Annotated in this window: 20 protein-coding genes; 13 read left to right on the top strand and 7 right to left on the bottom strand. The window is 61.8% G+C overall.

The annotated features are described in order from the left end of the window. Together mfd and OHD58_RS16880 are read left to right on the top strand one after the other, a co-directional pair. A complete protein-coding gene (gene mfd / locus OHD58_RS16885; RefSeq protein WP_263804577.1) occupies window positions 1-3,501 on the top strand; it encodes a transcription-repair coupling factor in 3,501 nt (1,166 codons plus the stop codon). A gap of 59 nt (window positions 3,502-3,560) precedes the next feature. Next, on the top strand, window positions 3,561-4,199 hold the full coding sequence (locus OHD58_RS16880) for a hypothetical protein (protein ID WP_263804576.1): 639 nt from the start codon (window positions 3,561-3,563) through the stop codon (window positions 4,197-4,199). A 71-nt stretch (window positions 4,200-4,270) separates the two neighbouring features. Here OHD58_RS16880 and OHD58_RS16875 read toward each other — a convergent pair whose 3' ends face one another. Then, on the bottom strand, window positions 4,271-4,945 hold the full coding sequence (locus OHD58_RS16875; protein ID WP_263804575.1) for a DsbA family oxidoreductase: 675 nt from the start codon (window positions 4,943-4,945) through the stop codon (window positions 4,271-4,273). A 15-nt stretch (window positions 4,946-4,960) separates the two neighbouring features. Continuing rightward, window positions 4,961-6,778, bottom strand: a complete 1,818-nt coding sequence (locus OHD58_RS16870; protein ID WP_263804574.1) for an extracellular solute-binding protein — start codon at window positions 6,776-6,778, stop codon at window positions 4,961-4,963. A gap of 238 nt (window positions 6,779-7,016) precedes the next feature. On the opposite strand from OHD58_RS16870, the gene OHD58_RS16865 reads away from it, so the two are divergent. Continuing rightward, on the top strand, window positions 7,017-7,655 hold the full coding sequence (locus OHD58_RS16865) for an invasion associated locus B family protein (protein WP_263804573.1): 639 nt from the start codon (window positions 7,017-7,019) through the stop codon (window positions 7,653-7,655). Between the two features lie 74 nt (window positions 7,656-7,729). Here the strand turns inward: OHD58_RS16865 and hspQ are convergent, their stop codons facing one another. Further along, window positions 7,730-8,053 (bottom strand): heat shock protein HspQ, encoded by a 324-nt coding sequence (hspQ, locus tag OHD58_RS16860; RefSeq protein ID WP_263804703.1) that lies wholly within the window; start codon window positions 8,051-8,053, stop codon window positions 7,730-7,732. Window positions 8,054-8,179: 126 nt separating this feature from the next. On the opposite strand from hspQ, the gene OHD58_RS16855 reads away from it, so the two are divergent. Next, on the top strand, window positions 8,180-9,142 hold the full coding sequence (locus OHD58_RS16855) for an AEC family transporter (protein WP_263804572.1): 963 nt from the start codon (window positions 8,180-8,182) through the stop codon (window positions 9,140-9,142). Here OHD58_RS16855 and OHD58_RS16850 read toward each other — a convergent pair. Continuing rightward, window positions 9,119-10,330, bottom strand: a complete 1,212-nt coding sequence (locus tag OHD58_RS16850; RefSeq protein WP_263804571.1) for a UbiH/UbiF family hydroxylase — start codon at window positions 10,328-10,330, stop codon at window positions 9,119-9,121. The two genes, OHD58_RS16855 and OHD58_RS16850, sit on opposite strands and share 24 nt — an antisense overlap. A gap of 111 nt (window positions 10,331-10,441) precedes the next feature. On the opposite strand from OHD58_RS16850, the gene OHD58_RS16845 reads away from it, so the two are divergent. The 9 genes from OHD58_RS16845 (at window position 10,442) to OHD58_RS16805 (ending at window position 19,361) form a co-directional block, all read left to right on the top strand. Then, a complete protein-coding gene (locus OHD58_RS16845; RefSeq protein ID WP_263804570.1) occupies window positions 10,442-11,332 on the top strand; it encodes a DUF2182 domain-containing protein in 891 nt (296 codons plus the stop codon). A gap of 17 nt (window positions 11,333-11,349) precedes the next feature. Then, window positions 11,350-11,964: a DUF1326 domain-containing protein gene (locus OHD58_RS16840; RefSeq protein WP_263804569.1), complete on the top strand. Its 615-nt coding sequence runs from the start codon at window positions 11,350-11,352 to the stop codon at window positions 11,962-11,964. Between the two features lie 17 nt (window positions 11,965-11,981). After that, complete coding sequence (gene pcsA, locus OHD58_RS16835; protein WP_263804702.1) at window positions 11,982-12,782, top strand: phosphatidylcholine synthase; 801 nt, start codon at window positions 11,982-11,984, stop codon at window positions 12,780-12,782. Between the two features lie 5 nt (window positions 12,783-12,787). Beyond that, complete coding sequence (locus tag OHD58_RS16830) at window positions 12,788-13,765, top strand: quinone oxidoreductase family protein (protein WP_263804568.1); 978 nt, start codon at window positions 12,788-12,790, stop codon at window positions 13,763-13,765. A 106-nt stretch (window positions 13,766-13,871) separates the two neighbouring features. Further along, entirely contained in the window at window positions 13,872-15,455 is a 1,584-nt protein-coding gene (locus OHD58_RS16825) for an ABC transporter ATP-binding protein (protein ID WP_263804701.1), read from the top strand. After that, window positions 15,455-16,552 carry an ABC transporter permease gene (locus tag OHD58_RS16820; protein WP_263804567.1) on the top strand — a complete coding sequence of 366 codons (1,098 nt, stop codon included), beginning with the start codon at window positions 15,455-15,457 and terminating at the stop codon, window positions 16,550-16,552. Before OHD58_RS16825 ends, OHD58_RS16820 begins: the two co-directional genes overlap by 1 nt. Further along, window positions 16,545-17,459 (top strand): ABC transporter permease, encoded by a 915-nt coding sequence (locus OHD58_RS16815; protein WP_263804566.1) that lies wholly within the window; start codon window positions 16,545-16,547, stop codon window positions 17,457-17,459. Before OHD58_RS16820 ends, OHD58_RS16815 begins: the two co-directional genes overlap by 8 nt. A 49-nt stretch (window positions 17,460-17,508) precedes the next feature. Next, entirely contained in the window at window positions 17,509-18,579 is a 1,071-nt protein-coding gene (locus tag OHD58_RS16810) for a BMP family ABC transporter substrate-binding protein (RefSeq protein ID WP_263804565.1), read from the top strand. A 134-nt stretch (window positions 18,580-18,713) separates the two neighbouring features. Beyond that, window positions 18,714-19,361, top strand: a complete 648-nt coding sequence (locus tag OHD58_RS16805; RefSeq protein WP_263804564.1) for a glutathione S-transferase family protein — start codon at window positions 18,714-18,716, stop codon at window positions 19,359-19,361. Window positions 19,362-19,373: 12 nt separating this feature from the next. Here the strand turns inward: OHD58_RS16805 and rimO are convergent, their stop codons facing one another. The 3 genes from rimO to OHD58_RS16790 all read right to left on the bottom strand — a co-directional run bounded on the left by rimO (window position 19,374) and on the right by OHD58_RS16790 (window position 22,581). Further along, window positions 19,374-20,687 carry a 30S ribosomal protein S12 methylthiotransferase RimO gene (gene rimO, locus OHD58_RS16800; protein WP_263804563.1) on the bottom strand — a complete coding sequence of 438 codons (1,314 nt, stop codon included), beginning with the start codon at window positions 20,685-20,687 and terminating at the stop codon, window positions 19,374-19,376. Window positions 20,688-21,020: 333 nt separating this feature from the next. Continuing rightward, on the bottom strand, window positions 21,021-21,716 hold the full coding sequence (locus OHD58_RS16795) for a TerC family protein (protein ID WP_263804562.1): 696 nt from the start codon (window positions 21,714-21,716) through the stop codon (window positions 21,021-21,023). A 97-nt stretch (window positions 21,717-21,813) separates the two neighbouring features. Beyond that, window positions 21,814-22,581 (bottom strand): endonuclease III domain-containing protein, encoded by a 768-nt coding sequence (locus OHD58_RS16790; RefSeq protein WP_263804561.1) that lies wholly within the window; start codon window positions 22,579-22,581, stop codon window positions 21,814-21,816. Between the last annotated feature and the right edge of the window lie 56 nt (window positions 22,582-22,637).

The following is a 22,637-nucleotide window of genomic DNA, read 5'->3' as shown; positions in this document are numbered from 1 at the left end:
ATGAGCCTTATCGACCCCATCGGCATTTCCAGGAGCCGCAACGGCCGCGCCATCGTAGACGGCGTCGCCGATGGCTACGAAGCTTTTGCGCTGGCGGCACTTGCGGCCGAAATCGGCGGCGACGGGCCTATGATCTTCGTCGCTCGCGACGGACAGCGGCTGCCGGCGATCGTCGAGGCACTCGCTTTCGCCGCGCCGGAACTGCCGGTGCTCGAATTCCCGGCCTGGGACTGCTTGCCCTATGACCGCGTGTCGCCCGGTTCGGATGCCGCCGCCCGCCGCCTAGACGCATTGGCGGCGATGATCGCGTTGCAGGAGAAGCCGCACCGCGCTGTGATCCTGACCACCGCCAATGCCGTTTTGCAGCGGATTCCGCCTGCAAGCGTCATCGAGGCGATGACCTTCCATGCGCGCTCCGGCGGGCAGGTCGAGATGAACCAGCTGATCGGCCGCCTTGAGAACTCCGGTTTCGAGCGGGTGGCGACGGTTCGCGATGTCGGCGAGTTCGCCGTGCGAGGCGGCATTCTCGACCTTTATGCGCCGGGCACGCCGGAGCCGCTGCGGCTCGATTTCTTCGGCGACACACTGGAATCGATCCGTTCCTTCGATGTCGCGACCCAGCGCACCACCGGCCAGCGCAAGTCATTGACGCTGCAGGCAATGAGCGAGGTGGCACTGACGCCGGAAACGATCAGCCGGTTTCGCCGTTCCTACATCGAGGCGTTCGGCGCCCCGTCGCGCGAGGACGGCCTGTATGCGGCCGTGAGCGAAGGCCGGCGTTTTGCCGGTATGGAACATTGGCTGCCGTTCTTCTACGACCGGCTCGACACGGTTTTCGACTATCTGCCGGGCGCGCCGGTCGTCTTCGATCATCTGGCGCGCGAGGCGCTCACCGAGAGGCACACGCTGATCCTCGACTATTACGAGGCGCGCAAGCGCGGAGCAGAGGGCGCGCTGAAGGATGCCGTGCCCTACAAGCCGGTGCCGCCGGATTTGCTTTATCTGTCCCCGGACGACGTGGTCGGATCGCTTGCTGATCGCTCCGCAATTGAGTTGACCCCGTTCGATACGCCGGAAACCAGCGAAACGCGCGTCTTCCATGCCGGATCGAAGCACGGCCGCACATTCGCGGAAGAGCGCGCAGATCCGAACGCCAATGTTTTCGATGCGGTGGTGAAACATATTTCCACCATGCGTGCCGCCAGGCAGCGCGTCATTGTCGCTGGCTGGACCGAGGGCTCGCTAGACCGACTGACCCAGATCCTGGAAGAGCACCATCTCGGCAATCTGCAGCGCGTCAACACGCTGGCGGAGGTCGAAAAACTCGAACCGGGGCAGGCGGCCCTCGCAGTGTTGCCGCTGGAAACCGGATTCGACGCGCAAAAATTCATCGTCGTCGCCGAGCAGGACATTTTGGGCGACCGGCTTGTGCGGCGTTCGAAGAAGCGCAAGCGCGCCGCCGATTTTATTTCCGAGGTGGCATCGCTTGCTGCCGGCGATATCGTTGTGCATGCCGATCACGGCATCGGCCGCTTCATCGGCCTGCGCACCATCGAGGCGATGGGCGCGCCGCACGATTGCGTCGAAATCCATTATGCCGGCGACGACCGGCTGTTCCTGCCGGTCGAAAACATCGAACTCCTGTCGCGTTACGGTTCGGATTCGGCGGAAGCCCACCTCGACAAGCTCGGCGGCGGCGCCTGGCAGTCGCGCAAGGCGCGGCTCAAGCGGCGGCTGCTCGAAATGGCGGGACAGTTGATCCGCATCGCCGCCGAGCGGCAGATGCGCGCGGCCCCCGCGATGAACCCGGCGGACGGGCTCTACGGCGAGTTTTCCGCGCGTTTCCCCTACGAAGAGACCGACGACCAGCAGAACGCCATCGACGCGGTGGTCGACGATCTCGGCGCCGGCAAGCCGATGGACCGGCTGATCTGCGGCGATGTCGGCTTCGGCAAGACCGAGGTGGCGCTGCGCGCGGCCTTCATCGCAGCGATGGAAGGCTTCCAGGTCGCCATCGTGGTCCCGACCACGCTGCTCGCCCGCCAGCACTTCAAGACGTTTTCGCAGCGTTTTGCCGGCTTGCCGGTCCAGGTGCGGCAGGCATCGCGGCTGGTCGGTTCCAAGGAGCTGGCCGAGACCAAGAAAGGCATCGCCGAAGGCACGGTCGACATCGTCGTCGGCACCCACGCGCTGCTCGGCGCATCGATCTCCTTCAAGAACCTCGGCCTGCTGATCATCGACGAGGAGCAGCATTTCGGCGTCAAACACAAGGAACGGCTGAAGGACCTGAAGAGCGACGTGCATGTGCTGACGCTGTCGGCGACGCCGATCCCGCGTACCCTGCAACTGGCGCTGACCGGAGTGCGCGAACTGTCGCTGATCGCCACACCGCCGGTCGACCGCATGGCGGTCAGGACGTTCATCTCGCCGTTCGATCCGCTGGTCATCCGCGAAACGCTGCTGCGCGAGCGCTATCGCGGCGGCCATTCCTTCTACGTCGTGCCGCGCATCTCGGACCTCGCGGAAATCCATCAGTTCCTGCAGGAATCGGTGCCGGAGCTGAAGGTCGGCGTCGCCCACGGACAGATGGCGGCGGGCGAACTCGACGACATCATGAATGCCTTCTACGACGGGCAGTACGACGTGCTTTTGTCGACCACGATCGTCGAATCCGGACTCGACATCCCGACTGCCAACACGCTGATCGTGCACCGCGCCGACATGTTCGGCCTGGCGCAGCTCTATCAGCTGCGGGGCAGGGTGGGTCGATCGAAGGTACGCGCCTATGCGCTGTTCACGCTGCCGGCCAACCGCAAGCTGACCGATACCGCGGACCGGCGGCTGAAAGTGCTGCAATCGCTCGACACGCTCGGCGCCGGCTTCCAACTCGCCAGTCATGACCTCGACATCCGCGGCGCCGGCAATCTGCTTGGCGAGGAACAATCCGGCCATATCAAGGAGGTCGGCTTCGAACTCTACCAGCAGATGCTCGAAGAGGCGGTGGCCGAGATACGCGGCAGCCCCGAGACGACCGAGGGCGGCTGGTCGCCGCAGATCACCGTCGGTACCGCGGTGATGATCCCCGAAGCGTATGTACCCGACCTGCAGCTTCGGCTAGCTCTCTATCGCCGTCTGGGCGACCTGGAGACCCCCGAGGAAATCGACGCCTTCGGCGCCGAGCTGATCGACCGTTTCGGATCGCTTCCGGACGAGGTCGAGCACCTCCTGAAGATCGTCTACATCAAGGCGCTCTGCCGCAAGGCCAATGTCGAGAAGCTGGATGCTGGCCCGAAGGGGGTCGTCATCCACTTCCGCAAGCGGGAATTCGCCGACCCAACCGCACTGGTGCGCTTCATCGGCGAGCAGGGTTCGCTGGCGAAGATCAGGCCCGACCAGAGCGTCGTTTTCATCCGCGACTGGCCGAACCCGGAGAAGCGGCTGGCGGGTGCAGCGGTGGTGATGACGCAACTGGCGCGGCTGGCGGAGAAGGCGGCAGCTTAAGGTTGTCTGCGACATCATTTGATGTAGCTTCTCATTGCGACCCGCCAAGGAGGCTTCCCATGGGAATGCAATCGGCTTTTGCCGCCGCAATTCGACTGTTAGCAATCACCGCGGCAATTCTGGCGATGTCTACTGCGGCGCGGTCTGAAGACGTTGTCGATTATCTGGACATACCAGGCCCCATCGTCTTTGACGGCACGACGTACACACTTGGATGGAGTACCGTTCTCGGGCCGGATAGATACAGACAAGAATATTTCCCAGAAACACAGGGAAACAGCTTCGATGCATATACCGAGATGCTCTTGATCGATGTGTACGAGAACGGCACGGACATCAAGAGTGCCGTAGGCACCATGGTTACCCTGCTCGATCAACGGAAAGCGACCGATCCTGTGGTAAACAGGGACGTCTTTCAGAACCAGCAAACCGGGGAAATCATACTCGACTTCGTTATGAGCGGAACAGATACATCCGGAGGGGTTCTAGTCGAGTGGAATGCCTATCGGTATGTTCCCCACAAAGGGGCAAATGGCAGAACTGGTGCAATGCTTGTTGGGATCAGCAAACGTGCCTACGGCAATGACAACATCAAGCCGTTCTTTCGCAACCTGAAAGAAATCCGCCCGAAGCTGATCAAAAAGCTTGGGGATCAAGCGCTTCCGGTCGCAAAGCCAAAACCGGAGACTAAGCTATAGCTCCGCTTCCTTCGTCGAGAACGTCAATGCGCAGGGAATCTGACCCGAACCAGCGATAGGCGGCGGATGGGTCAACCCACCACCTCGTCTCTCACTTTCTCCGCCGCGACCTGGCGGATGGCGTCGGCGAGCGTTTCCGCATCCTGCGCACCCATGACGGCATATTTGCCTTCCAGCAGGAAGCAGGGCACCCCTGTGATGCCCATCCGCCCCGCCGTCGCAATCTCGCTCGAGACCGCGTCGCGGTCGGCATCGGTCGGCAGCAGCGCCTCGACCACGGCGACGTCCATGCCGCTTTCGCGCGCGGCCTCGAGAAGCACAGCCTGATCGCCGATGTTGGCGCCTTCTTCGAAATTGAGCTGGAAGAGGCGGCGCACCAGCCGGTTCTGGACACCGTCGCCCGCCGTGCCGGCCCAGCGGATGACGCGGTGAGCATCCAGCGTGTTGGGGGCTACCTTGATGGCGCCGAAATCGAAAACGATGCCTTCCGCGGCGCCGAGCGGCTCGATCCGCTGGTGAATCTCGCGGATACGTTCCTCATTGCCGAACTTGGCCAGCATGTATTGCTTGCGGTCCTTGCCCTCAGGCGGGATCGTCGGATCGAGCTGATAGGGCCGCCAGCGGATGTCGACGGCAACCTCAGGCACGGCCGCGACCGCCTTGTCCAGCCGCTTCTGGCCGATGAAGCACCACGGGCAGACGACGTCGGACACGACATCGACGGTGATGGACTGGCGCTCGCTCATGACGGTTCCTTCGGGTCAGTTGGTCTTGCGCCACCAGGTGGGCAGCTGATAGCCGAATATGGGTGTCTTTTCGGGATGTTCCAGATAGTTCCAGTAAGCGAGAAACTGCCGCGTATCGTGCTGCATAGGCACCATGTATGCCCCGGAGATCAGCAGGCGGTCGAGCGCGCGCACCGCGGCGACATACTTTTCCTTGCTATCGGCGTTGAGTATCGCCTCGATGACGGCGTCGATCGCCGGGTCGGCGGCGCCCGCAAGGTTGAACGATCCCTCGGCGTCCCGGGATTCGGAACCCCAGCGGTATAAAAGTTCGATCCCCGGGGAGAGGGTCCCCTGGAAACCGGTGGTGCCGATCAGCGCCTCGAAATCGAACCGCTGCTTGCGCATCTGGATCTGATCGGCTTCGAGCGACCGGATGTCCATCCGTATCCCGATTTTCTCCAGCGTGCGCTGATAGATCGTCGCCAGCCGCTCCTCGCTCTGCGACGCAGTGAGTATCTCGAAACTGAAAGGCTGGCCGGAAGGGTCGAGCAACTGTCGGCCGCTGAGGGAATAGCCGGCAGCCTTCAGCAAATTCAAAGCTGCTTTCAGCGAAAGCCGATCGCGGCCCGAACCGTCGGTCTCGGGCGGGCGATAGGTTCCGTCCATCACTTCGGGCAAGACCCTGTCCGGGAAGGGAGCGAGCAGCGCGCGCTCGATATCGTCCGCCGGGCGTCCCAGAGCCGACAGTTCGGTATTCTGCCAGTAACTTATGGTACGCTGATATTGCCCGCCGAAAAAGTTCCGGTTCGCCCACTCGAAATCGTAGAGCATGCCGAGCGCTCGGCGCACCCTGACATCGGAAAATTTGGGCAAACGGGTATTGAACAGGAAGCCGGTGACCACCGGCGGAAGGCCGCTTTCGAAGGCCTTCATTACGACCTCGCCATTCTTCACTGCCGGGAAATCGAAATCGCGCTCCCGCTTGACCGGATCGGCTTCGGTCTGGATGGCGCAAAGACCCTTCTTGAAGGCCTCGAATTGCGCGTTGGCATTGAGGAAATATTCGATCGTGATGCGGTCGTAATTGTCGAAGCCGCGCTTGGCGGGCAGATCCTTTGCCCAGTAGTCCGGGTTGCGTTCGAAAACGATCCGCTGCCCGGGGACGACCTTCGCGATCCGATAAGGCCCGCTGCCGGTCACCGGCTCCAGCGTCGTCTCGTCGAAGGTCTCCTTGCTGAAAATGTGCTTCGGCACGATCGGCGTCATCGCCACGATCAGGGGAAATTCTCGATCCGAATTTTCGTTGAAGGTAAAGCGCACACTGTGGTCGCCGGTCTTTTCGATCTTTTCGATCTTCTTCATGCGGTCGCTGTAGGGCGGGCGGCCTTTCTCCGTGTAGACCTCATAGGTGAAGATCACGTCGTCCGGCGTCACCGGTTCGCCATCGGACCATTTTGCCTTCGGGTTCAGATTGAACTCGGCAACCTTGCGATCCGGCGAGATGTCGATGGACTCGGCAATCAGTCCGTAAAGCGAAAACGCCTCGTCGAAATTGCGCTGCATGAGCGATTCGAAAACCAGGTTTCCGAAGATGGTGTCGATGACGCCGCGGGCGGTGGTGCGCAGGCTCCTGATGATGAACGGGTTCAGGTTGTCGAAGCTGCCGACCACGCAATAGCTGATGCTTCCGCCCTTCGGCGCGTCGGGGTTCGCGTAGGTAAAGTGCGAAAAATCGGCGGGCAACGCGGGCTCGCCATTCATCGCGATCGCATGCTTCGGTTCGGCCGATGCACCGGTTGCGGCGCCCAGGGCAAGGGCGACCGAAAACAGCGCAGACAAAAGATGGCGCATGGTCAAACCTCCGTCCCGGCCGAAAATCGTGATTCGGCGACGAACCTAGCATGATGCGGCGGGTTTGCCCGCGAGAACCGCATGGAGCCGCGAATCCGTGCTTTTTGCGGCTGGATTCGCGGCTCCATGCGGTGTAACACGCCCGCAAGAGTCATTCTCTTGCCTCATTTGGGCAACACTTAGCGGGGAACTCCGGCTTCGGGCCGGATCCGAATTTCTTTGAGAGGATTTCTAGACAATGGCGAGCCTGAAACCCAACGCTCCTTTTTCGGTCATGGCTGCAGGCGTGGTGGGATTGCTAGCTGCAAATCTCTCGCCGGCGATGGCTCAGCAACAGCCCCAGCAGCAGCAGCAGGTGCCGCAGGGTTGGTTCAAGGCCTGTTCGAAGCAGGAAGACGTGGACATCTGCAACGTTCAGAACATCACTGTCGCCAGCACGGGCCAGATGGTCACCGGCGTCAGCATGATTGAGCTCAAGGGCAAGGTGAACCGCAAGGTCTTCCAGGTTTCGGTGCCGAGCGGCCGTCTGGTGCCTCCGGGCATTGGCCTGCAGATCGACGGCGGCAAGGCCCAGAAGCTCGACTACGTGATCTGCTTCCCGGACCGCTGCGTCGCGGAAGCGGCACTTTCCGACCAGCTGGTCGCCTCCTTCAAGAAGGGCCAGGAGATCACCTTGACCTCGGTCAACTTCCAGAACCAGCCGAACCCTATCAAGGTGTCGCTCAAGGGCTTTACCGGCGCCTATGATGGCGAAGCGATGCAGCAGTCGGACATCGAGGACCGCCAGAAGAAGCTGCAGGATTTCGTGTCCAAGAACAACGAGGATTTCGCCAAGAAGCTCAAGGAAGAGCAGGACAAGGCGAAGGCCGGCAACTGATCGACCGGCCGGATATCCTGAAATGAAAAAGCGGGGCCAAAGCCCCGCTTTTCTTTTAAGAGTTCCTGGCTCGGCTAGTGGCGCGCCCGATCCTTCGGCGCATAGCTGCCGTCCGGCGCCTTGTTGAACATCTCCCGCAACTGCGGATGGCGGACCGGTTCGCCGGTCTCGTCCTCAAGCAAGTTCTGCTCAGACACATACGCAATGTATTCGGTCTCGGAATTTTCGGCGAGCAGGTGGTAGAACGGCTGGTCCTTGCGCGGCCGGACTTCGGCCGGGATCGCTTCATACCATTCGTCGGTGTTGTTGAATTGCGGGTCGACGTCGAAAATGACGCCACGGAACGGAAACAGCCGGTGCTTGACCACCTGGCCGATCCTGAATTTTGCGGTCTTCATGTCATTCATAGCACAAACCTCTCGCGCTATTTGGCGCAGCCGGCCCATCAATTCAATCCCGCTTGCCCTTGACGCGCTGTTCAGCAACGCGATAGCGCGACGGAAAGTTTTCCCGCGCAGGTGGTCATGACAGACGTCATCGGGCTGGTGTTGCCGTTCTTCGGGCTCATTTTTCTGGGCTTTGCCGTGGCGCGCATAACACGGCAGCCGCTCGAAGCGCTGGGCTGGATGAATACCTTCATCATCTATGTGGCCCTGCCGGCGCTGTTTTTCCAGCTTCTCGCCAAGACGCCGATCGAGCGGCTGACCGAGTGGAGCTATATCTTCGGTTCGGTGTTCTCGACCTTCGTCATCTTTTCGCTGATGTTCTCGATCTCGGTGGTCGCATCGCGCGGCGCAATCGCCGAATCGACGATCAAGGGGCTCGCCGCCGCCTACGGAAACATCGGCTACATGGGTCCGGGGCTCGCATTGCTCGCCTTTGGCGAGGAGGCAGCGGTGCCGGTGGCGCTGATCTTCTGCTTCGAGAACATCATGCATTTCGCCATCGCGCCGATGATGATGGCGCTGTCCGGCGGCGAAAAGGCGTCTCCCGGCGCGCTGGTGCTCAGTGTCCTGAAGAAGATCGTGCTGCATCCCTTCATCATCGCGACGGCAGTCGGTGTCCTTGCCGCCTATCTGGAGTTCCAGCCGCCAATGCCCATCGAGCGGCTACTCGATTATCTGGCGCGCGCAGCCGCGCCCTGCGCGCTGTTTGCGATGGGCGTGACGCTGGCCTTGCGTCCGCTCAACCGCGTGCCGCGCGAACTTGGACTAATCGCGGCGCTGAAGCTCATATGCCACCCGCTGCTCTGCTACGTGGTCCTGAGCTGGGCCGGCAATTTTTCCGAAATCTGGCTGTTTTCGGCGGTTTTGCTCGCCGCATTGCCGACGGCCACCAATGTCTTCGTGATCGCCCAGCAGTACGGCGTCTGGGTGCAGCGCGCTTCGGCGAGCATCCTGCTCACCACCGTGCTTTCGGTCGGCACCGTGACGGCGTTGCTCTATATGATCAAAAGCGGTGTCTTACCGCCGGATCTGTTCCCTTAGATCGGAAAACACCGAACGCAACCCGCTGCCGGGACGTAAGCCTTCGCGCATGAACAGGGCCCGCAGCGGCGCAAAGCCGCCCAGCACCGTGAGGCCGGCGCTGCGCGCCAATTGCGCCGGGATGACATTCGACAGCAGTGACAGGTTGAGCAGGTTCACCGCCCCCGTGCGTGCAAAGATGTCTGGGCGGCGGCGGCGATCGTAAGCCGCCAGTGCGGCTTTTGAGCCTGGATCATCGGTGTTCTTCGATACGATATCAATGAGTTCCTGGACGTCCCTTATACCGAGGTTTAGCCCCTGGGCGCCAATCGGCGGGAAGATATGGGCTGCTTCGCCGATCAGGGCGACGCGGTTCTGGGCGAAACGCGCCGGCAAACCGGCCGACAGAGGATAGATTTGACGCCCGGGTTCCACCGCCACGCGGCCGAGCATGGATTGCATGCGATCTTCGACACGACGCGACAATTCGGCCTCGTCCAGAGCGGCCAACTCGTCGACTTCCGCCGGCGTCGCCACCCAGACGAGGCTCGAGCGGTCTCCGGGCAGAGGTACCTGGGTGAACGGCCCGGTCTCGGTATGGAACTCGGTCGACGTATCCGCATGGCCGCGGCTGTGCGAGAAGGTGAGCACCAGCGCGGCCTGCTCGTAACGATGCGTCGTCGTGGTGATGCCGGCGGCCTCCCGCGCCGTCGACGCCCTGCCATCGGCGGCAACTGCGAGGGATCCGGTCGCAGAGGAGCCGTCTTCCAGAACGGCGGTGATCGTGTCGTCGGCAAATTCCCAGCGCGTCACCAAAGTCTTGCGCCATTCGACACCTGGTTCCGCGTTAATAGAGACCTCCAGCGCATCGTTCAGCACACCGTTGGGGATGTTCAGCCCGAACGCTTGCCCGCCGATTTCACTGGCGCGGAACGTGACGACCGGGCTGCGGATCAGCCTTTTCGTGGCATCAACGATGCGCATGACACGCAGCGGCGCCGTTTTCGTGCGAATCGGTTCGATGATGCCGAGGCCGTCGAGAAACTGGATCGCCGGCATCATCAATGCAGTCGTGCGCCGGTCGTCCTTGCGGACTTCCGGACCGATGAGCGTTATGCCGAAGCCGGCCCTGGCCAGCGCCAGCGCAGCGATAAGTCCGGCTGGGCCGGTGCCGGCTACAAGAATCCTGGGTTGGGTTTTGTTGCTCAAGACGGTGACCGGCGGTTGCGCTTCAGGTGCAGCGGGTGGAACAGGAACCACCCTTCGTATATGGCAGCATGGCCTGTCGCATCAACGCGGCGTTTCATCCCAACAGGTGTCATGGCGGACGAAAACGGCAGATTCGACCATCTCGACCACGCCGGCCAGGCAACCGCCGCGATCGCACGGCGGCCGCGCTTTGCCGCCAACCTCGTGCTGGGGTTGGCGATCGGGCTGGCATGGTTCGTGCTGATCGCGATGTCGGCGCGCAACGCGACGATCGCTCCAGGAACCACGGGGCCTGGCGGCCAACTCCTGCAAGCCTTGCCGGTTCCGCCGTTGCCCGGTTTTCTCGATCGTTTCCTGCAGCTTTGCCTGACGCCCGCGACGGTGGATGGTTCGCTTTTCGCCAGTTTCGCGGCACTTTCCGCGATGTGGTTCCTGATGTCGCTGGCAATGATGCTGCCTTCCGCGGCGCCGCTGGTGCGGACCTATTGCGAAATCGCCGATACGGCGCGGGCAAAGGGCGAGCCGGTCGTGCATCCACTGGTTCTCGTCGCTGGCTATCTCGCCGTCTGGCTTGGCGCATCGCTGGGGTTCGCAGGGCTGTCGCTGGCGGTGCAGGCAGGATCCGCCGCTGTCGCGTTTGCACCCGTGCAGGGCATCGCCGGGGCTGCCGCCTTGCTTGTTGCCGGGCTTTACCAGTTCAGCGGCCTCAAGGAGAGCTGCCTGAAAAAATGCGCCAATCCCTTCGCCACGTTGTTTTCGCGCTGGAGCGTGAAGCCGTCGCGTATTTTCCGGCTCGGGGTCGACCAGGGTATGTGGTGCCTCGGCTGTTGCTGGGCGCTGATGCTGGTGATGTTCGCAGTCGGGTTGATGAATGTCTTCTGGATGGCACTCATCGCGCTGTTCACCCTGGTTGAAAAACACGTTCCCGGCAGGCTTCCGGGCAGGCTCGCCGGTGCGATACTGCTTGTATGGGCGGCGGCGCTGCTATTAATCTCCGCCTGACGACGAGGGACGCGATCATGAAAGAGCAGAGCTGGGCGATGAAGGGGGAACTCGTCCTCTCCTGCAATTGCACGGTGTTTTGCCCCTGCGTGCTGTCGCTCGGCGGCCATCCGCCGACCGAAGGTTATTGCCAGACCTGGGCGGGGTTCCGCATCGACGCCGGTCATTTCGGCGACGTCGACCTTTCCGGCCTCAATCTCGGCCTGATCATGGAAATCCCGGGCTATATGAGCCGCGGCAACTGGACCGCCGGCCTGTTCATCGACCAGCGCGCCTCCATCTACGCGGTCAAGGCGATCAGCAAGATATTCACCGGCAAGGCAGGGGGCACGACCTCGCTGCTTTCGATCCTGGTCGGCAAGTTCCTCGGCGTCGAGCAGGTGCCGATCGCCTACGAGACGAAGGACAAGACACGCATCTTCCAGATTCCGAAGATCATCGACGGCGCCGTGACGCCCATCCCCGGCAAGAGCCGCGATGGCGACACGGTGATCACCAATTCGGAATACTGGATCGCCCCGGAAATCATCGTGGCGAAATCCGACAAGAGCCGGCTGCGCGCCTTCGGTCGCAACTGGAATTTCGCCGGCCGTTCGGCAGAAATCTGCAAGCTGGACTGGCGCGGTCCGTGAGCAAACGCACAGACGCCATGAAGGCAAGCGGCAAGAAGCTCGCGGAGCGCATCCCACTGCCCAAAAAGAAGGTCACTTGGCCGCAGGCGAGGGCGTTTTCGGTTCACCTGTTGACCGCGTCCGGTTCGTTCCTGGCTTTCCTCTCGCTGGTGGCGGCAAGCGAAGAGAACTGGACGTTGATGTTCCTATGGCTGGGCCTGGCGCTGTTGGTGGACGGCATCGACGGGCCGATCGCGCGCAAGCTCGAGGTTAAGGAAGTCCTGCCAACATGGTCGGGCGAACTCCTCGACAACATCATAGACTACGTGACTTATGTCATCATCCCGGCCTTCGCGCTCTACCAGCGCGGTTTCATGGGCGAGGGGCTGTCGTTCCTGTCGGCAGCGATCATCGTCGTATCGAGCGCCATCTACTACGCCGATACCGGCATGAAGACGAAGGAGAACTTCTTCAAGGGCTTTCCTGTCGTCTGGAACATGGTCGTGTTCACGCTCTTCGTCATCGAACCCGGGCAGTGGGTGTCCTTCGCGGTTGTCGTCATCGCCGGTATCCTGACATTCGTGCCGGTGAATTTCCTGCATCCCGTCCGCGTGGTGCGGCTGCGGCCGCTCAATCTCGGCATGACGCTTTTGTGGTGCGCATTCGGAGCGCTCGCTTTGGCCCAATCCGCGATGGCGCAGTTCTATAACCAGATCGGTGTGCTCGGCGAACATGCCGGCCTCATCACCAAGATCGGCATCACCGTCACCGGCGTCTACCTGTTCGTCATCGGCGGCGTTATGCAGCTTTTCCCAACCCTCGGCCTGAAGAAGACCTGAAAATCATGTCCAAAGCGATTCACATCACCGCCCACGGCGGTCCCGAAGCCCTGCACTATGTCGATGCCGATCCCGGTAAGCCCGGCAAGGGCGAAGTGCTGATCCGGCACACGGCCATCGGCTTGAATTTCATTGACGTTTATTATCGGACCGGCCTGTACGCCGCACCGAAAGGACTGCCGCTCATTCCGGGCGGCGAAGCTGCCGGCGTGGTGCTCGAATTGGGCGAGGGCGTTTCCGATCTGAAAGTCGGTGACCGCGTCGCCTACGCGGTCGGGCTCGGCGCCTATTGTGAGCAGCGCACTATCGCCGCCGAAAAGCTGGTGAAGATCCCGGACGGCGTTTCCGACGAGCAGGCCGCAGCCATGATGCTCAAGGGTATGACCGCCGAATATCTTCTGCGCCGCACCTTCAAGGTGAAGGCGGGTGACACCATCCTCTTCCACGCCGCCGCAGGCGGGGTCGGTCTCATCCTTGGCCAGTGGGCAAAACATCTTGGCGCAACCGTCATCGGTACCGCGGGCTCGGCCGATAAGATCGAACTGGCCAAGGCGCACGGCTTTGACCACGTCATCAATTATCGCGACCGGGATTTTGTCGCCGACGTGAAGGAGATCACCGGCGGCAAGCTCTGCGACGTCGTCTACGATTCGGTCGGCAAGGACACGTTCCCGGGCTCTCTGGACTGCCTGAAGCCATTCGGGCTTTTTGCCAGCTTCGGCCAGTCTTCAGGGCCAATTCCGCCATTCAACATGGCGTTGCTCGCACAGAAAGGTTCGCTCTACGCCACGCGGCCGACCCTGTTCGTCTACAATGCGAAGCGGGAAGCCTTGGTGGCTTCCGCGGAAGCGCTGTTCGACGTGGTATCGAAAGGCATCGTCGAGATCAAGATCAACCAGCGTTTCGCCCTCAAAGAGGTCGGCCGGGCACATGCCGATCTCGAAGCCCGCAAGACCACTGGAACGACAGTGCTGATTCCATGAGCTTCCGCTGAAATTCTTGAAGCTCTTTCAAGATGGCCTGCACTTTGCGTTGCGCACAAAGCGCGCCTACGATGCGGCGGGAACATAAAACATATCTGGAAACCAGATTGGAGGTACTGTGGGTGCTCTGCACGGCAGCGAAACCGTGAACCTGCTTGAGGTTCGCGGCCTCACCAAGATTTTTGGAGCCCTGAAAGCCTGCGACGCGATCGACCTGACGATCGCGAAGGGCGAGATTCACGCATTGCTCGGCGAGAACGGTGCGGGCAAGTCGACGCTGGTCAAGATGCTGTTCGGCACGCTCGAACCATACTCGGGCGAGATCTTGTGGAATGGACAGCCTGTCCGCATCGCCAACCCGCACGCCGCAAAAAAACTCGGCATCGGTATGGTTTTCCAGCACTTTTCGTTGTTCGAAGCGCTGACGGCGGCTGAAAACATCGCCCTGTCGCTGAACGAGGACACGCCGATCAGCACGATCGCGGCCAAGGCTAAGGCGCTTTCCTACAGCTACGGCCTGCCGCTCGATCCCTATTCGCTGGTCGGCGATCTGTCGGTCGGCGAGCGGCAACGCATCGAGATTATCCGCTGCCTGCTGCAGACGCCGGAACTGATCATCCTCGACGAGCCGACTTCGGTGCTGACGCCGCAGGAGGCTGACAAGCTGTTCGAGACGCTCGAGCGGCTGCGTTCGGAAGGCAAGTCGATCCTCTACATCTCGCATCGCCTCGAGGAGGTGAAGCGCATGTGCGACCGCGCCACCGTGCTCAGGCATGGCAAGGTGGTCGGCCATTGCGACCCGCGCAAGGAAACAGCCGCTTCGCTGGCCCGCATGATGGTCGGCAACGAAGTGAAAGCCGTGGTGCGGCCACCCTCGGAAGGCATCGAAAAGGCCAGCGTGTTGCTCGAAATCCGCAATCTCAGCCGCAAGCCGGCAACACCGTTTTCGATCCCGCTGCGCGACATCAAGCTCGACGTCCGCGCCGGCGAAGTGATCGGCATCGCCGGTGTCGCCGGCAACGGGCAGGGGGAGTTTTTCGAGGCGGTTTCCGGCGAGGCCCTGCAGGACGATGCCGGGGCGATCCGCATTCGCGGCAAGGATGCCGGGCGCCTGTCTATATCCGGGCGCCGGCTGCTGGGCGCGGCCTTCGTGCCGGAAGAACGGCTCGGCCATGGTGCGGCGCCGCGCATGCGGCTTTCCGAAAACCTGCTTTTGTCGCGCCACACCACCGACAGGAAAGCATTCCTCGGTCTCGCCGGCTTGGTGCATAGTGGCGCCGTGAAGTTTGCCGCGCAGCGCATCATCGCGGCAATGGACGTCCGCAAGAGCGCCGTTGACCCCGAAGCCGCGGCCCTTTCAGGCGGCAATCTGCAGAAATTCATCATCGGACGCGAACTCGACCGCCAGCCGGCTGTGATGGTGGTCAACCAGCCGACCTGGGGCGTCGATGCGGGCGCCGCCGCGCGTATCCGCCAGGCACTGATCGAACTGGCGCGCAGCGGCTCAGCGGTGCTGGTCATCAGCCAGGATCTCGATGAACTCTTCGAGATTTCAGACCTGATCGCCGTCATGCACAATGGCGAACTGTCGAAGCCGCTGCCGCGAGCCGAGGCGACGCTGGAAAAGGTCGGCCTCTTGATGGGGGGCGCCGAACCCGGCCATGCCGAGCGCGTGCTTGAGGTGGCGTGATGCGGATCGAACTCGTCAAGCGTCCGGAACAATCGAGGCTCTTCAGCGCGCTTTCTCCGTTCATCGCTCTCGGCCTGACGCTGATTGCCGGCGCCATCATGTTTTCACTGCTTGGCAAGAATCCCGTCGATGCGCTTTATTTTTACTTCGTCGACCCGCTGCGCGAGGTCTGGTCGCTACATGAACTGGCGATCAAGGCAGCACCCCTGATCCTGATCGCGGTTGGACTTTCGGTCTGCTACCTCTCCAACAACTGGAATATCGGCGCCGAAGGACAGTTCACCATCGGTGCCATCGCCGGCTCGATCCTGCCGGTGCTGTTTCCGCAGTTCCAGAACTGGGCCGTGCTGCCGTTGATGCTGATCATGGGCATGGTGGGTGGCGCCGCCTATGCGTCTATCCCTGCTTTCCTCAAGGCGCGCTTCAACACCAACGAGATCCTGACCAGCCTGATGCTGGTCTACGTGGCGCAGCTTTTCCTCGACTGGCTGGTGCGCGGCCCCTGGCGCAATCCGGAGGGCATGAATTTTCCGGAGACGCGCAACTTCCACGAATATGCAGTGCTGCCGGAAATCTGGGCGGCTTCCGGTCGCGCCAACTGGGGTTTCGTGTTCGCGCTGGTCGCCGCCGTGGTGCTGTGGTTCATGCTGTCGCGTACCCTGAAAGGCTTCGAGGTCAAGGTGCTCGGCCAGAGCCCGCGGGCGGGCAAGTTCGCCGGCTTCTCGGCGTCAAAGATGGTGTTCTTCGTCTTTATCGTATCGGGCGCCCTTGCCGGCCTCGCCGGCATCTCCGAAGTCTCCGGCGCCATCGGCCAGTTGCGGCCGACGATCTCGCCCGGCTACGGCTTCGCGGCGATCATCGTGGCCTTCCTCGGCCGCCTCAATCCGCTCGGCATCGTCGCCGCGGGGCTGGTGCTGGCGCTTTCCTATCTGGGCGGCGAGGCGGCGCAGATCTCGATCGGCGTTTCCGACAAGGTTGTCCGCGCCTTCCAGGGCATGCTTCTGTTCTTCGTGCTCGCCTGCGACACGCTGATCCACTACCGCATACGTTTCATCGGCGCGCCGGCCAAGACGTGGGAGGCCGCTCAAAATGTTTGAATCCATCCTGATCACCATAGCGACAGCAGCAACGCCGCTGCTGATCGCCTCCGTTGGGGAACTGGTGGTCGAGCGCTCCGGCGTACTCAATCTCGGCGTCGAGGGCATGATGGTGATGGGCGCGGTGACCGGCTTCGGCGTCGCGCTGGCCACTGGATCGCCGTGGCTAGGCGTGCTGGCCGCCATCATGGTCGGCGCGCTGTTTTCGCTGCTGTTCGGGTTCCTCACCCTGACGCTGGTAACCAACCAGGTGGCCACCGGCCTTGCGCTGACGCTGCTCGGGCTCGGACTTTCCGGCATGCTCGGTGAGGGTTTCGTCGGCCAGCCCGGCGTCAAGATGAGCTATCTCTATATCCCGTACCTCACCGACATTCCGTTCGTCGGCAAATTGCTGTTCGGCCAGGACCCGCTTTTCTACCTCTCGATCATCCTCACTGCCGGCGTCGCCTGGTTCCTGTTCCGCTCGCGCGCCGGCCTGACGCTGCGCTCCGTCGGCGACAACCACACCTCGGCCCACGCACTCGGCATCAATGTCATCGGCATCCGCTATCTGGCGGTGATGTTCGGCGGCGCCTGCGCGGGGCTGGCGGGTGCCTATCTGTCGCTGGTCTACACGCCGCAGTGGATCGAGAACATGACCGCCGGCCGCGGCTGGATCGCGCTGGCACTGGTTGTCTTTGCGTCATGGCGTCCATGGCGCGTGCTTGCCGGCGCTTATCTGTTCGGCGCGGTCTCGATCGGCCAGTTGCATGCGCAAGCCCTGGGGATAGGCGTGCCCTCGCAGCTACTTTCTTCGCTTCCCTATCTGGCGACGATCGTGGTGCTTGTTCTAATCTCCCGCAATCGGCGACTGACAATGGTGAACACACCGGCTTCTTTGGGGCGGCCGTTTGTGCCAGATCGCTAAAACGAAAAAGGGATGTGCCCCCGGCAACACCTTCAAGAGGAAGAACAAAATGAAGAAGACCATTCTCTTAACCGCCGCCGCAGCCGCCGTGCTGTCGTTCGGCACCATCGCCGCCGAAGCCAAGGTCAAGGGCTGCTGGGTCTATGTCGGCCCGATCGGTGATTTCGGCTATTCCTACCAGCACCACCAGGGCCTGCTGCAGGCCAAGGAGAAGTTCGGCGACGAACTGGAAACCGCCTATCTGGAAAGCGTGCCGGAGGGCGCTGACGCCGAACGCGCCATCGAGCGGCTGGCGCGTTCCGGCTGCAACATCATCTTCACCACTTCGTTCGGCTTCATGGATCCGACCAACAAGGTCGCCGGCAAGTTTCCGGACGTGAAGTTCGAGCACGCCACCGGCTACAAGCGCGAGCATCCGAACGTCGCGACCTACAATTCGAAATTCCATGAGGGCCGCTACGTGCAGGGCGTGATCGCCGCCAAGCTGTCGAAGGCCGGCGTTGCCGGCTACATCGCCTCCTTCCCGATCCCGGAAGTGGTGATGGGCATCAACGCCTTCGTGCTAGGCGCGCAGTCGGTCAATCCGGACTTCAAGGTCAAGGTCGTATGGGCCAACACCTGGTTCGACGCCGGCAAGGAAGCCGACGCAGCCAAGGCGCTGATCGACCAGGGCGTCGACATCATCACCCAGCACACGGATTCGACCGCGCCGATGCAGGTCGCCACCGAACGCGGCATCAAGGCGTTCGGCCAGGCTTCCGACATGATCAAGTTCGGCCCGGAGACGCAGCTCACCTCCATCGTCGACGATTGGGGTCCGTATTACATCGAGCGCATCCAGGCGCTGATCGACGGAACTTGGAAGCAGCAGGACGTCTGGGGCGGCATGAAGGAGGGCCATGTGGTGATGGCGCCGTACACCAACATGCCCGACGACGTGAAGAAACTCGCCGAAGAGACCGAAGCCAAGATCAAGTCGGGTGAATTCAATCCCTTCACCGGCCCGATCACCAAGCAGGACGGCACCGAGTGGCTCAAGGCCGGCGAAGTCTCCGACGACGGCACGCTGCTCGGCATGAATTTCTACGTCAAGGGCGTCGACGACAAGCTGCCGCAGTAAGCACCGCCTGCCTCCACAAACAGGAAAGGGCGCCTCAGACGGCGCCCTTTTTCGTCGGAGCGTATTCCGCTCCTGACATGGACTGTCAGCATGGCTCCGCTATGTCTTTGCCAGACAACAAGGAGACCCCGCCGATGCTGAAATTTTACTACGCACCGTGGTCGCGCGCTTCGGGCGTGCTCTACCTGCTCCAGGAACTGGGCGTCGACTATGAGACTGTCGAGATCGATATCAGGCAGGATGGCGGCTTGCCGGAGGCCTATCGCAAGGTGCAGCCCAACAAGAAGGTGCCGGCCATCGAGCACGACGGCGTCGTCATCACGGAGCGCGGAGCGATCACCACCTATCTGGCGGATGCCTTCCCGGATGCCGGGCTCGCTCCAGCGATCGGCGACCCGATGCGAGGTCCGTATCTGACGATGAACGTCTATTGCGATTCCGTGATGGACCCGTGCATTGCCGCGCGAGCGCATGGCCTGACCTACCAAAGCAACGACTATTCGTTCGGCCTGTTCGACGACATGGTGAACTATCTTGAGCGCTGCCTGACTGAACGCGACTACGCGGCGGGCAACCGCTTCACAGCGGCCGACACGCAGCTTGCCTCAGCTATTGGCTACACGATGGACATGATGAAGATACTGCCGGAACGGCCAGTCTTCCGCGCCTATATGGATCGCATCGCGGCACGTCCGGCCCATCAACGGTCGCAGCAGATGGACAGTGCGGCCGCGATGAAGGTGCCATTCTTCCAGAAGCAGTTCGGGGCGAAAGGCGAGTAAACGTTCTTTCGCTCAGACCGCAGCGCCGTAGAGGTCGTAAGCATCGGCGCGGTCGATCTTGACCGTGACGATGTCGCCGGCGCGCAGCGGCCGGCGCGACTGGATGTGCACCGCGCCGTCGATTTCGGGCGCGTCGTATTTGGTGCGGCCCTTGGCGGAATTTCCATGCGCTTCGTCGATGATCACCGGCAGCCGCTTGCCAACCTTCTTCGACTGCTGGGCCGCGGAAACCTTCTGCTGGCGTTGCATGAAGCGGTGCCAGCGCGCTTCCTTGATCTCCTGCGGCACCTCCGGCAGCCCGAGGTCGTTTGAGCGTGCGCCCTTCACCGGCTCGTATTTGAAACAGCCTGCGCGGTCGATCTTGGCTTCGTCCAGCCAGTCGAGCAGCATCTCGAAATCCTCATCGGTCTCGCCGGGGAAACCGACGATGAAGGTCGAGCGCACCGCCAGGTCGGGGCAGGTTTCGCGCCAGCCGCGAATACGCTCCAGCGTCTTTTCATTGTGGGCCGGACGCCGCATGTTCTTCAGCACCTGCGGCGAGGCGTGCTGGAAGGGGATATCGAGGTAGGGCAGTATTTTGCCTTCCGCCATCAGGGGGATGACATCGCTGACATGCGGGTAGGGGTAGACGTAGTGCATGCGCACCCACATCCCCATCTCGCCGAGTTCGCGTGACAGGTCGAGGAACTTGGCGCGGACCTCGCGCTCCTTCCAGATGCTCGGCTGGTACTTTATGTCGATGCCGTAAGCGCTTGTATCCTGGGAGATAACCAGGATCTCCTTGACGCCGGCATTGGCCAGCTTCTCGGCTTCACGCAGGACGTCCGCCGCCGGCCGCGAGACGAGATCGCCGCGCAGGTCGGGAATGATGCAGAAGGTGCAGCGGTTGTTGCAGCCCTCGGAGATCTTCAGGTAGGCGTAATGACGCGGCGTCAGCTTGACGCCTTGCGGGGGCAGGAGATCGATGAAGGGTTCGTGCGTGGGAGGCGCGGCCTCGTGCACCGCCGCCATGACGCTCTCGTAAGCCTGCGGCCCGGTGATCGCCAGCACGTTCGGGTGCTTTTCGCGGATCAATTCCGGGGTGGCGCCCATGCAGCCGGTGACGATGACCTTGCCGTTTTCCTTCAAAGCGGTCCCGATCGCACCCAGCGATTCATCGCGCGCGGAATCGAGAAAGCCGCAGGTGTTTACCACGACCAAGTCTGCGCCATCATGCTTGCGGGCGATTTCGTAGCCCTCGGCGCGAAGCCGGGTGATGATGCGTTCGGAATCGACAAGCGCCTTCGGGCAACCAAGGCTGACGAAACTGACGCGTGGGGCGGACATCGGGCAGGCTTTCTGATCTATTCGGAGAAGGCGGCGCAGTAACACAGTTTTCCGGGTTTGTAATCACTGCCGCGGAACGCTTCATGGAAGGACAATCGGTGACGGAGTGCAATGACCTCGACGCGACCGCGGAGGTCTTGCGCAAGGTCGGCATAAATTCACCGTCGAGCCGAAAAGTGGGTGCTGGATCGAGGATCCCGACGGCAACCGCATAGAATTCATGCAGATGTCGCCGCAAAGCATGCAGGCCGAGGCAATCAGGCGGCTGAATAACGGCTAGGATAGGAAGGGAATTCAGAGGCCGGCATTTCGCCAGCCCCGGAATCTCCAGTTTCAGTGCCCCATCTGTCCGGGCGCACCGAACCATGCGCTTAGGAACGAAAGTTGCTCCGGCCACTGGCCATAAGCCCCCTTCAGCGTCATCTCGATGGCGACGTAGAGGATGACGGCGAGGCCGACATAAGCGATCCAGCGGTGCTTGTGCAGCAGCCTGGCAATGAAGGAGGCGGCAAAGCCCATCAGCGCAATCGAAAGCGCCAGGCCGATGATCAGGACCGTCGGATGATCCATCGCGGCTCCCGCGACGGCCAGCACGTTGTCGAGCGACATCGAAACGTCGGCGATGACGATCTGCCATACCGCCTGTCCGAGTGATTTTTTATTCGCAGCCTTGGCGACCGTCCCGTCAGCGTTGTAGTCGGTGTCGCCAAGGGCCTCGGTCGCCTCATGTTCGTCCTGGTGCGATGTCCGCAATTCGCGCCACATCTTCCAGCATACGTAGAGCAGCAGCAGGCCGCCGCCGACCAGCAGGATCGGTCCAATCTGCAACAATTGCTGGGTGACGAGAGCGAAGAAAATGCGCAGTACGGTGGCGGCGATGATACCGATGAGGATCGCCTTCTTGCGCTGTTCGGACGGCAGGCCGGCCGCCGCGAGGCCGATCACGATGGCGTTGTCGCCGGCAAGAACGAGGTCGATGGCGATGACCTGGAGGAGCGCTGAAAAGCCGGCGGCGGTGAAAATTTCCATCGATCGGTCGACCCTTCTGGTGCTTCGGCGCTCTGTATACAGACGCCGTACAGTGTAGGGTCCGGTTACGTCAAGTCGGGTGCCGCATGCTTGACGGCTAATATTGTAAGCGCAGCTGATCATAGGCGCCGGCACCCAAAGGTGCCGGCGATTTTGCAACGCGAGGCATTTTTTGCTCCGTGCAAGTGCGTCGTTGGCAGCGTGATTGCAACGGGCATGGGCCACACTCCGCGATGCTGTGCCTGCACCAGGTTTGGCCGAGACGTTTCAACAGGAAATGCAGTTCCTGAAGTTCGTCCGCCGACCATCCTCGCGTGGCTGACGTGACGACCTGAAACGCCCGGTCGATATCCGCATTGGGACCAATCATGCCGAACCGCTGCAAGACCCTGAGTATGTGCGTGTCGACGACGAAGGCACTGCCTTGCCTGATGCTGAAGTTGAGGGTCGCCGCCGCAATCTTCGGTCCGACGCCTTTGAGGCGCCGCAACCAGGCCAAACTGGCCTCAACCGGCAATTCAGCAAGGAATTCCAGTCTATATTCGCCACGCAGCACCATGATTCGTTGCAGCGTTTCGATAATTCTTTTCGCCTTGTCGTCCGCGAAGGTGACGTCTGCGATAATCGCCTCGACTTCTGCAACCGGCGCGCAGGCAAGGTCGGCCCAGTCCGGAAACCGGTCGACCAGATCCCAAAAGGCTTGCCACGACACCGCATCCCTGGTCCGGCTGCCGAGTAGGGACCGGATCAGTTGCGCCAAAAGGTCGAGTTGAGGCCGATCGCTTGGACGTGGAAAGATCGGTCGCAACAGGTCGCGCATCATAGCGATATCGACGCAAGCACCAAAATCGAGCACTTGCTGCATCTGGGCAACTTAGAACAAAAAGGGAACACAACGCAAGCAATGCCTGCTGCGGCGTG

This window comes from Mesorhizobium sp. ZC-5, assembly GCF_025753855.1.
In the GTDB taxonomy this organism is placed as follows: Bacteria; Pseudomonadota; Alphaproteobacteria; order Rhizobiales; family Rhizobiaceae; genus Neomesorhizobium.
Note: the sequence above shows the minus strand (reverse complement) of the source record. Positions and strands in the feature narration are given on the sequence as shown.

Coding starts and splice junctions, on each gene's coding strand:
- mfd (WP_263804577.1), top strand. CDS start 1: ATGAGCCTTATCGACCCCATCGGCATTTCCAGGAGCCGCAACGGCCGC.
- OHD58_RS16880 (WP_263804576.1), top strand. CDS start 3,561: ATGGGAATGCAATCGGCTTTTGCCGCCGCAATTCGACTGTTAGCAATC.
- OHD58_RS16875 (WP_263804575.1), bottom strand. CDS start 4,945: ATGAGCGAGCGCCAGTCCATCACCGTCGATGTCGTGTCCGACGTCGTC.
- OHD58_RS16870 (WP_263804574.1), bottom strand. CDS start 6,778: ATGCGCCATCTTTTGTCTGCGCTGTTTTCGGTCGCCCTTGCCCTGGGC.
- OHD58_RS16865 (WP_263804573.1), top strand. CDS start 7,017: ATGGCGAGCCTGAAACCCAACGCTCCTTTTTCGGTCATGGCTGCAGGC.
- hspQ (WP_263804703.1), bottom strand. CDS start 8,053: ATGAAGACCGCAAAATTCAGGATCGGCCAGGTGGTCAAGCACCGGCTG.
- OHD58_RS16855 (WP_263804572.1), top strand. CDS start 8,180: ATGACAGACGTCATCGGGCTGGTGTTGCCGTTCTTCGGGCTCATTTTT.
- OHD58_RS16845 (WP_263804570.1), top strand. CDS start 10,442: ATGGCGGACGAAAACGGCAGATTCGACCATCTCGACCACGCCGGCCAG.
- OHD58_RS16840 (WP_263804569.1), top strand. CDS start 11,350: ATGAAAGAGCAGAGCTGGGCGATGAAGGGGGAACTCGTCCTCTCCTGC.
- pcsA (WP_263804702.1), top strand. CDS start 11,982: ATGAAGGCAAGCGGCAAGAAGCTCGCGGAGCGCATCCCACTGCCCAAA.
- OHD58_RS16830 (WP_263804568.1), top strand. CDS start 12,788: ATGTCCAAAGCGATTCACATCACCGCCCACGGCGGTCCCGAAGCCCTG.
- OHD58_RS16820 (WP_263804567.1), top strand. CDS start 15,455: ATGCGGATCGAACTCGTCAAGCGTCCGGAACAATCGAGGCTCTTCAGC.
- OHD58_RS16815 (WP_263804566.1), top strand. CDS start 16,545: ATGTTTGAATCCATCCTGATCACCATAGCGACAGCAGCAACGCCGCTG.
- OHD58_RS16810 (WP_263804565.1), top strand. CDS start 17,509: ATGAAGAAGACCATTCTCTTAACCGCCGCCGCAGCCGCCGTGCTGTCG.
- OHD58_RS16805 (WP_263804564.1), top strand. CDS start 18,714: ATGCTGAAATTTTACTACGCACCGTGGTCGCGCGCTTCGGGCGTGCTC.
- rimO (WP_263804563.1), bottom strand. CDS start 20,687: ATGTCCGCCCCACGCGTCAGTTTCGTCAGCCTTGGTTGCCCGAAGGCG.
- OHD58_RS16795 (WP_263804562.1), bottom strand. CDS start 21,716: ATGGAAATTTTCACCGCCGCCGGCTTTTCAGCGCTCCTCCAGGTCATC.
- OHD58_RS16790 (WP_263804561.1), bottom strand. CDS start 22,581: ATGCAGCAAGTGCTCGATTTTGGTGCTTGCGTCGATATCGCTATGATG.